This is a genomic window from Methanothermobacter sp. THM-1 (assembly GCF_009914355.1).
GTDB classification, from domain to species: Archaea; Methanobacteriota; Methanobacteria; order Methanobacteriales; family Methanothermobacteraceae; genus Methanothermobacter; species Methanothermobacter wolfei.
On record NZ_CP044013.1, the window covers coordinates 361546 to 370000 of the forward strand.

Annotated in this window: 11 protein-coding genes, 1 tRNA gene and 1 other RNA gene; 10 read left to right on the top strand and 3 right to left on the bottom strand. The window is 46.5% G+C overall.

Annotated elements, in window-relative coordinates:
- Nucleotides 1-16 precede the first annotated feature (16 nt).
- Nucleotides 17-214, bottom strand: a complete 198-nt coding sequence (locus tag FZP57_RS01915; RefSeq protein WP_191216376.1) for a hypothetical protein — start codon at nucleotides 212-214, stop codon at nucleotides 17-19.
- Between the two features lie 103 nt (nucleotides 215-317).
- Between FZP57_RS01915 and FZP57_RS01920 the strand changes: the two genes are divergently transcribed.
- Complete coding sequence (locus FZP57_RS01920) at nucleotides 318-878, top strand: class I SAM-dependent methyltransferase (protein WP_074358529.1); 561 nt, start codon at nucleotides 318-320, stop codon at nucleotides 876-878.
- A 72-nt stretch (nucleotides 879-950) separates the two neighbouring features.
- Here the strand turns inward: FZP57_RS01920 and FZP57_RS01925 are convergent, their stop codons facing one another.
- A complete protein-coding gene (locus tag FZP57_RS01925) occupies nucleotides 951-1688 on the bottom strand; it encodes an archaeosine tRNA-ribosyltransferase (RefSeq protein ID WP_074358530.1) in 738 nt (245 codons plus the stop codon).
- Nucleotides 1689-1858: 170 nt separating this feature from the next.
- On the opposite strand from FZP57_RS01925, the gene hdrC reads away from it, so the two are divergent.
- The 7 genes from hdrC to FZP57_RS01960 all read left to right on the top strand — a co-directional run bounded on the left by hdrC (nucleotide 1859) and on the right by FZP57_RS01960 (nucleotide 6676).
- On the top strand, nucleotides 1859-2797 hold the full coding sequence (gene hdrC / locus FZP57_RS09295) for a CoB--CoM heterodisulfide reductase subunit C (protein WP_238337959.1): 939 nt from the start codon (nucleotides 1859-1861) through the stop codon (nucleotides 2795-2797).
- A gap of 12 nt (nucleotides 2798-2809) precedes the next feature.
- Nucleotides 2810-3718: a CoB--CoM heterodisulfide reductase subunit B gene (gene hdrB / locus FZP57_RS01935; RefSeq protein ID WP_074358532.1), complete on the top strand. Its 909-nt coding sequence runs from the start codon at nucleotides 2810-2812 to the stop codon at nucleotides 3716-3718.
- Nucleotides 3719-3781: 63 nt separating this feature from the next.
- Entirely contained in the window at nucleotides 3782-4048 is a 267-nt protein-coding gene (locus tag FZP57_RS01940; RefSeq protein ID WP_074358533.1) for a DUF749 domain-containing protein, read from the top strand.
- Nucleotides 4045-4569, top strand: coding sequence for a DUF2096 domain-containing protein (locus tag FZP57_RS01945; RefSeq protein ID WP_191216377.1), 525 nt, complete (start codon nucleotides 4045-4047; stop codon nucleotides 4567-4569). Before FZP57_RS01940 ends, FZP57_RS01945 begins: the two co-directional genes overlap by 4 nt.
- 15 nt (nucleotides 4570-4584) lie before the next feature.
- Entirely contained in the window at nucleotides 4585-5253 is a 669-nt protein-coding gene (locus FZP57_RS01950; RefSeq protein ID WP_074358535.1) for a metallophosphoesterase, read from the top strand.
- Nucleotides 5254-5370: 117 nt separating this feature from the next.
- Entirely contained in the window at nucleotides 5371-6291 is a 921-nt protein-coding gene (locus tag FZP57_RS01955) for a 2-phosphoglycerate kinase (protein WP_074358536.1), read from the top strand.
- 19 nt (nucleotides 6292-6310) lie between these two features.
- Nucleotides 6311-6676 carry a CBS domain-containing protein gene (locus FZP57_RS01960; protein WP_074359707.1) on the top strand — a complete coding sequence of 122 codons (366 nt, stop codon included), beginning with the start codon at nucleotides 6311-6313 and terminating at the stop codon, nucleotides 6674-6676.
- Between the two features lie 112 nt (nucleotides 6677-6788).
- Here the strand turns inward: FZP57_RS01960 and FZP57_RS01965 are convergent, their stop codons facing one another.
- Nucleotides 6789-7751, bottom strand: a complete 963-nt coding sequence (locus FZP57_RS01965) for an inorganic phosphate transporter (RefSeq protein WP_315901941.1) — start codon at nucleotides 7749-7751, stop codon at nucleotides 6789-6791.
- Between the two features lie 213 nt (nucleotides 7752-7964).
- Between FZP57_RS01965 and ffs the strand changes: the two genes are divergently transcribed.
- Together ffs and FZP57_RS01975 are read left to right on the top strand one after the other, a co-directional pair.
- An RNA gene (ffs, locus tag FZP57_RS01970) (signal recognition particle sRNA) lies at nucleotides 7965-8280 on the top strand.
- A gap of 65 nt (nucleotides 8281-8345) precedes the next feature.
- A tRNA-Ser gene (locus FZP57_RS01975) sits at nucleotides 8346-8430 on the top strand.
- Nucleotides 8431-8455: the final 25 nt, after the last annotated feature.

An 8455-nucleotide genomic window follows, 5' to 3' on the forward strand; every position in this document is an offset into this window, starting at 1 on the left:
GAACCCCTTATTTCAATTATTTGATGATGTAGTCGCATTTTTCAACATTCTGGAGGGGTATGATCATCTCCCTTTTTCCGAATTCTCTCTCTTTAAAACTAACCTTTATGAAGCATTTATCCTTATCAACCATTATGGCCTCCACCCCGAATTCACCCCTCCTGAAGTGATGAACCGTTCCATTTGTCATGGTGAGCTCCATCTTATCAATCATAAAAAACACCACAGTATTATATCTCTCTCCCTCCCTATATATCCTTCAGGGGATTCACAGGGAGTCCCATGATACAGGGTATAAACTTAGGGGAGGTGAAGTAATGGGCCATGTCCATGCAGGAAAATCAACAAGGGACCTTATTGATGCAGAGGATCTTATGAAGCTCCTGCCACTTGGAAGTGGAGACACCTTCCTTGATGCTGGCTGTGGAGATGGATTCATTTCAATTGAGGCATCAGGGGTGGTTGGTGACGGAGGGATGGTCATTGCAGTTGACATCTACCCTGAATCAGTTGAGAAACTTAAGGCCAGGATAGGGGACAGGACGAATATAACACCTCTAGTTGCTGATATAACCCGGAAAATGCCCATTGATGATTCAACGGTTGACCTCTACTTCATGGCAAATGTCTTCCATGGTACGGTGGCCAATGATGAGGTCGAACCCCTCATGGCTGAGATAAGGAGGCTCCTCAGGGGGGATGGTAAACTTGCAATCGTTGACTTCAAGAGGATACCCGATACTCCAGGACCCCCTATGGATATAAGGCTATCTGAGGACCGGGTCAGGGAGATACTTGAGGAGCATGGATTCAATGTACGTGATGTCCTTGATGCGGGCCCCTACCATTACATGATCATTGCATCGCCTGTTCCCTGAGGATGATCTCAGTAGAGCCGGGTGTATTTTTTCGGACGGTGGGTGGGGCCTCAGGGATTTTTTCAGGATAATTCAGTAGAGCTGGGTGTATTTCTGGAGAAAATCCTGTTTTTCATGGTCAAGTATCCTGAGGGCTGACATGTTCACAGGGGATGATGCGGCGCGCTCCTCAACAAGGTTCCTCAGGGTCCCCTTCTTTATACGTTCACGGACCTCTCTAATGACAAGGTTAAGGGTCCTCCTGTTCTCCTCCACAAGTTCTTCAGCGCCCATTTCATATAAACGGTACTCATTGAGGGGGTAGGTATGTGTCTCTGTAAGGAACACGTTTAACCTTCCGTAGAACTCTGCCAGGGCATCGGAAAATATATCCATCCCCATGTAGGCAAGGAGGGGAATGAATGCAGGGTGTGAAAATGTTGAACAGAGGAGTGTGTCGGGTTTAAGGGCCTCACGGAGTGATGTGACAGTTTCAACGAGGTCCCTGGGCCTCTGCAGAAGTTCATCCATGTTTGCCACTATGAGTCTCCTGAAACCAAGATCTTCAAGTTCAAGGGCACATTTTACCCTGAGGTCCCTGTACATTGAGCCATGGATGAATGCATATTCTGCATCTGAGCCTGAAGCCATCCTCAGGGTTTCGGCAACACCCCATTCTGCAAGCTCCCGGGGGATGCTGTAGGGGAGTGTCTCATATTCTGCAATTTCCATCTCTTCATGTTTAAGGAGGAGGGGTGTCTCCGCACCTCCGACCATCCCGTACCTTGCAGGTCCATCATGGATTTTTATCTGGTAGTCATCAACCTTCATCTTAACACCGTCTGCTGATTAGGTTAGTCTGCGGAATTACTAACCATTTGTGTCACCTAAAAGGTTACACTTTGGCAATTTTTAGGAATCTTTATATATCCATAAGGGTCACAGTCTAATAAGAAAAATCTGAGGTTTAACAAACCAGCGATCTTTCAGGGTGAGAAACAATGTCAGTTCTAAAGCGCCTAAAAGAAATCCTGATGGGTGAAAAGAAGGAAGAGGACAGTGAAGCAGAGAAGACTGAGACTACAACCGAACCAGCTGAGAAAAGTGAAAAACCTCAACCTGAAAAAACTTCAGAAAAACCTCCGGAACCTGCAGAACCCGTAGATGACGCAGTCGATGTTCCTGGTGTTCAGGAACCTTCAGGGGCTGCTGATGTTCATGAATCAGAGGAGTCTGCAGGTGAGGATGTTAAGTCTGAAGAAACTGAAGGAACCTCCGATGAAACCGAGGAGATTGTTGAGGACGAACCCTCTTCTGAAGATGAATCAGAAACTTCTGAGGATGAATCAGAGGAAGAGGATAAAGGTGAAAGGAGTGGTATAATGACCCTACTAGAGCGAGAAGAAAACATAATCAGAAAGGGTAATATTGACAAGGAATTCTCTGAAAAAATAAAGGAAGCCGGTGGAGACAGCCTTGAATACTGTTTCCAGTGCGGTACCTGCACAGGATCCTGCCCATCCGGAAGGAGAACACCCTACAGGGTGCGTCAGATAATAAGAAAGGCAAACGTGGGATTAAAGGATGAAATAATAGCAGACCCAACACTCTGGATGTGCACAACCTGCTACTCCTGCCAGGAAAGATGTCCCCGTAAGGTTAAAATCGTGGACGTCGTGAAACTTGCAAGGAACGAGGCAGCTAAGGCAGGATTCATGGCACCGGCCCACAAGGCAGTCGGATCCTTCGTTATAAAAACAGGTCACGGCGTGCCAATAAACGATGCCACAATGGAATTAAGGAAGGCTGTTGGTCTTGGAGAACTACCACCAACAACACATCAGTTCCCTGAAGCCCTCGAAGAGGTCCAGAAGATCATCAAGGCAACAGGCTTTGACCAGTTAATAGGATACAACTGGGAAACAGGTGAACTTGAATAAGGAGGCATTGAAATGGAAATCGCATACTTTTTAGGATGTATCATGAACAACAGGTACCCTGGAATTGAAAAGGCAACAAGGGTGCTGTTTGAAAAACTCGGAATAGAACTCAAGGACATGGAAGGAGCATCCTGCTGCCCGGCACCCGGTGTATTCGGGTCATTCGACAAGACCACATGGGCTGCAATAGCAGCAAGGAACATAACAATCGCCGAAGACATGGGCATGGACATCATGACAGAATGTAACGGATGCTTCGGTTCACTCTTCGAAACAAACCACCTCCTCAAAGAAGACGAGGAAATGAAGGCAAAGATCAACGAGATCCTCAAAGAAGCAGGAAGGGAATACAAGGGCGAAGTCAACGTAAGACACCTTGCAGAAGTCCTCTACAACGATGTGGGCCTTGACAAACTCGCAGAGATAGTTGAAAAACCACTCAACCTTAACGTGGCAGTGCACTACGGATGCCACTTCCTCAAACCAAGCGACGAAATAAACATAGACAACCCTGAAAGACCAACAATCCTCGATGAAATCGTCGAGGTTACCGGCGCAAAATCCATTGACTACAAAGACAAGATGATGTGCTGCGGTGCCGGTGGTGGAGTAAGATCAAGGGACCTTGACGTTGCCCTTGACTTCACAAGGGAAAAACTCACCAACATGAAGGAAGCAGGTGTCGACGCCATAGTGAACGTCTGCCCATTCTGCCACCTACAGTTTGACGTTGGACAGATGGAAATCAAGGACAAATTCGGCGAAGAATTCGACATCCCCGTGCTTCACCTGGCACAGCTCCTTGGACTTGCAATGGGTCTTCCGAAGGAGGACCTTGTGGTTGACGCACACCAGGTATGTGTAGACGAGTGCCTTGAAAAACTAGAGGAACTCGACCGCCTTGCACCTGGAAGCGGATAAACCAGTTTATTCATTTTTAGAGGGAGCACCATCTCCCGTAAATAAATTTTTTGAGGTGTTTTTTTGTTTATAGCTACCTTAAAGGGAATATTCACCCTGAAGGATCTTCCTGAAGAATTCCGCCCGTTTGTGGACTATAAGGCAGGCCTTGAAAAAAAGAAGTTATCAGATGACGATGAGATAGCCATAATATCCATAAAGGGCACCCAGAGTAATCATGTACTCTTCTTGGACTCATACAGCAGCGTAGATGAAATTCGCCGGGAACTTGAAGAAGCAGGTGCTAAGATAAACCACACAACCCTAAAAATTCTGGAAGGACACCTATGACACTCCCTGTTGAACAGACATGGTTTGTGCTTGTTGAACTTTTAACTGACCTGAGAAAGAGGGACGTGGAAGTCCCGGTATCTGTAACAGAGGACATAAGACTTGTCAGGACATCAATAAACTTTTACAAGACAGACACAGAAAACCCTGAAATGATTAAGGAGCTTAAAAGGATAAATGACATGCTGAACTCAATTCAAGAAGAGCTCCTTGACCTTGCCGAGAACCTTGATCCTGACTATCCAGGGGAATGGATTGAAAAATTGAAGAGAGCCGCGCGCGGAGAGGAAGTCCATAAACCACCCGAAACAAAATCCAGGTTCATTGTGGGTGCTCCACCAGGATTTGCAGCAGCAAGGGTACATCTTAAGGAACCCCTTGCAGAAGACAGGGTTCAGGACATCGCCGAAACCCACAGCCTGATAATAGAATTTGAAGAAGATGACCTCATAGCTGTTTACGGCGATTCAGAGGATATAAAGAAGGGTTTGAAAGAGATAGGCTCCTTTTTCAGGGAATAAAAGGAGGGAATTCAAATGAAAATCCTTGCTGTTAGTGATCTCCATGGCTCAGGAATCCCGGAACTCCACAGGTACCTCAGAAACAACAGGGTGGACCTGATAGTCGTTGCAGGGGACATAACAAACTTCGGGCCTTCCGAACTTGTTGAGGAACTGCTTAATGACCTGGCATCCCACAATATACCGGTTCTGGCAGTGCCAGGGAACTGTGATCCCCACGGCACCCTGGAGAAGATAGAAAATTCAAAGGCCCTTAACCTCCATGCAAGGGCTCTTAACATAAAGAACATGAGGATCTGCGGTCTCGGGGGATCCAATCCCACACCATTCAACACACCCTTTGAATTCAGTGAGGATGAGATCCAGAGGGAGCTGGATAACCTCCTGCCCGGCATGAATGATGAGATCTCCATACTTGTAACCCATGCACCACCCCACGCCACGGAAGTTGACAGGATACCATCAGGCGATAACGTGGGAAGCACCGCTGTACGGAATATAATAGAAAAACATGAGCCATGTGTCAATATCTGCGGACATATACATGAATCTCCAGGGGTGGACAGAATTGGGAGGACGGTCATCGTAAACCCGGGACAGCTCTCAGATGGAAGAGCAGCCCTTATTGAAATTTCAGAAGACGGCTCTGTGACGGCCGAAATCCTGGACCTTAAGTCCAGTTAAATGTATAGAACCATGGCAGGGGTTGAAGGTCCCTCTAAAGATGCAACCTTAAGTCCAGTTAAATATATAAAACTCTGATTTCAGATTATTACCGGACTCTTTTTGAGGTGAGTAAAAATGATAATGGTTCAGGGAGAGGTAAGCGGAAAAAAATACACAGAACCCTTCTCAAAGGGTGTGCTGGCACGTTCACTGACCAGAGCAGAAATGGATCCCAACAAGGCATACACCTTCGCTTCAATGATAGAGGCTCACCTTAAAAAGAAGAAGGTCGATCTTATCACAATAGATGAACTCGTTGAGGTTGTATCAAGGCACCTCAAGGAGGAGGACCCTGAGGTCGTAGAGAAATACATGCTCTGGAGACGGATAAGACAGTGCAAGGAGCCCCTCATAATACTTATAGGCGGTGCTTCAGGTGTTGGAACATCATCCATCGCCTTTGAGGTGGCAAACCGTCTTGGCATAAGGAACATGATAAGTACCGACATGATAAGGGAGGTTATGCGTAAGATAGTCTCAAGGGAACTTCTCCCATCAATCTATGAATCCAGCTACACGGCATACCAGTCCCTGCGCATACCCCCACCACCCGAACTGGACGAGGTGCTCATAGGCTTCAGGGACCATGTTGACAGTGTAAGTATAGGTGTTGAGGCTGTAATTGAGAGGGCCCTTACAGAGGGCATAAGCATAGTTATTGAAGGAGTCCACATAGTGCCCGGTTTCATAAGGGAGGATCTTGTTAACAAGGAAAACGTTGCAATGTTTGTCCTGACAGTTTCGGATGAGAACATACATAAGGGCAGATTCTATTCCCGCTGCAGGCAGATGTGGGCCAGGAGGCCCTTGAAGAGGTATATAAGTTACTTCTGGGCCATTAGAAGAATCCACAGATACATTGAGAGTCAGGCAAAGAAACACAATGTGCCTGTCATCGAAAACATAGATGTTGTTACGACGATTGATTCGATCATAAAATCACTCACAAAAACCAGTGTTAAAGGAGGCAGAGAGGTTGCTGAAGAAACTGAATGAGATTAGTATTGGAGAAGTGATGACAGATGATGTTATAACTGTCGAACCATCTGAAGATGTCGTGTTCGCATTCGAAAAACTGATGAAGCACAGGATAAGTGCACTTCCAGTAATTGAGGATGATGAGCTTGTTGGGATTGTCACGGCATCGGATCTCGGCCATAACCTCATACTTGACAACTATGAACTTGGAACAACAGTCGGTGAGGTTATGGTTAAGGATGTTGCGACTGTGGAGCCATCAGAAACCCTTGCAGATGCCATTGAAAAAATGAATGAATACGCTGATGATGGTATCATCAACCAGCTTGTTGTGGTAAAGGATGGAAAAATGATGGGCATCATCTCTGATGGGGACATAATAAGGGCCCTCAGAGATATATGATTCCCTGGTTTTGAGGGATCATGGTACGGTGCATGATCCTTGAGATGGTATCAGAGGATACCTGTATCGGTCTTCGTGGTCCTTAACTTGACTGCCTTCCCTTAGGAGGGTATCATAGGATACCTGTCAGTGTATAGATGGCCGCTGCCATAACAAGGCATACAGGTATGGTTACGATCCAGGTATAGGCTATATCCTTTATAACATCATATTTGACGGTTGATGTTCCATGGGCAATCCCAACACCTATCACGGATCCAACGAGGGTCTGCGTGGGGGATATGGGCATACCATAACCCAGAAATAAATATACAACAGTAGCTGCAGCCATCTGGGCTGAGAAGCCCCTGCTGGGTGTAAGATCGGTTATTCTTCTCCCAACTGTTTCTGTAACCCGATTACCTGCAATGAGTATCCCGGTCAGGAGGCCTGCAGCACCCAGCAAACGGATTTCATTTCCACCGAAACCTCCAGCTGCAAATACCACACCCGTTGCAACGGCTATGTCAAGGGCGCCGAGGTTAAGGGCTGAGAACGCTGAGCTGAAAATCTGCAGATACGAAAAGACCTTTTCAAGACGATCCCTGAAGCCGATATTATTGGCGGGTTTAAGTAAAATGGTTCTAAGAGAATAATAGATTATAAATCCCGATAAAAAACCCAGGATGGGAGATAAAACCCAGCTTAGAACTATGAATCCAAGGACATCAACCCTGATGTTGCTTAGCCCAATACTCGCTATCCCGGTTCCAAGGACTGAGCTCACAATGGCATCAGAACCTGAAACCGGTATTTTTTTCATTAACGTGAAGGTTATCCAGATCGAAGAGGTTAAGACAACCACAAGGGCTGCACGTGCACTGAAAAGGCCAGCGGGAATTATCCCCTCACTGATTGTCTTTATTACATTACCTCCAAAGAAGAGGGCACCTATAAGGACAAATATGCCACCAATCAGGAGAGCCCTTCTCATTTTCAGGGAGCCGCTCCCCACAGCGGTACCCACAGAGTTACCTATATCATTTGCAGCAAGGTTGAATGCCATGTAAAGACTTAAAACAACACTTATGATCATCAAGGTATCCATAAATTATTATTGGATCCCGTATTATAATTCTGTTCTCATGGATGAGGGATGTGCTGTTACTGGAAGTACACTGAACTATTGGTTCTGTTTAAGGATTAAAATTACATATCTCATCAGTCAAGTCTCTTTTAGGTGGCTGATATTGTTCATATGATTGTCTTTACCAGGGAAACATTAAAATACCAGTTTATCCAATGAATAGAATGGGCTAGACTGGAGGGTTAGGGGTCCTCTGTAAGCGCAAATCCCCTATACGGCGCGGTCGAAGTTCAGGGGACGGCTGGCTAACCGTTCGCCGGCCCTGGAGGCTGGTGTCGAAGCCTCGTCCCACAGGATTGGTGGTGATGGGGCCCTGACTGGAGGGTCAGGGTAAACCATCTTAGCCATGGGAACGGGTCAGGCCTGGAAAGGAGCAGCTCTACCATGGACAGCCGATGCTTGTGGATTAACGGGGTGGAGCTGGTCTTCAGGATCACCGGCGAATGGAAGGCCAGTCAACCCCTGGACGTGCCCATTCATTAAGGGCAAACTATTTATTGAAGGAAAAATTTATAACAGGGAACACAGATAGATTAACTCAAGGCCGGGGTGGCCCAGTCTGGTACGGCGTTGGCCTGCTAAGCCAATGATCCTTTGGATCTCGCGGGTTCAAATCCCGTCCCCGGCGTTTAATCTGATTATTTTCATGAATT

Coding starts and splice junctions, on each gene's coding strand:
- FZP57_RS01915 (WP_191216376.1), bottom strand. CDS start 214: ATGATTGATAAGATGGAGCTCACCATGACAAATGGAACGGTTCATCAC.
- FZP57_RS01920 (WP_074358529.1), top strand. CDS start 318: ATGGGCCATGTCCATGCAGGAAAATCAACAAGGGACCTTATTGATGCA.
- FZP57_RS01925 (WP_074358530.1), bottom strand. CDS start 1,688: ATGAAGGTTGATGACTACCAGATAAAAATCCATGATGGACCTGCAAGG.
- hdrC (WP_238337959.1), top strand. CDS start 1,859: ATGTCAGTTCTAAAGCGCCTAAAAGAAATCCTGATGGGTGAAAAGAAG.
- hdrB (WP_074358532.1), top strand. CDS start 2,810: ATGGAAATCGCATACTTTTTAGGATGTATCATGAACAACAGGTACCCT.
- FZP57_RS01945 (WP_191216377.1), top strand. CDS start 4,045: ATGACACTCCCTGTTGAACAGACATGGTTTGTGCTTGTTGAACTTTTA.
- FZP57_RS01950 (WP_074358535.1), top strand. CDS start 4,585: ATGAAAATCCTTGCTGTTAGTGATCTCCATGGCTCAGGAATCCCGGAA.
- FZP57_RS01955 (WP_074358536.1), top strand. CDS start 5,371: ATGATAATGGTTCAGGGAGAGGTAAGCGGAAAAAAATACACAGAACCC.
- FZP57_RS01960 (WP_074359707.1), top strand. CDS start 6,311: ATGACAGATGATGTTATAACTGTCGAACCATCTGAAGATGTCGTGTTC.
- FZP57_RS01965 (WP_315901941.1), bottom strand. CDS start 7,751: ATGATCATAAGTGTTGTTTTAAGTCTTTACATGGCATTCAACCTTGCT.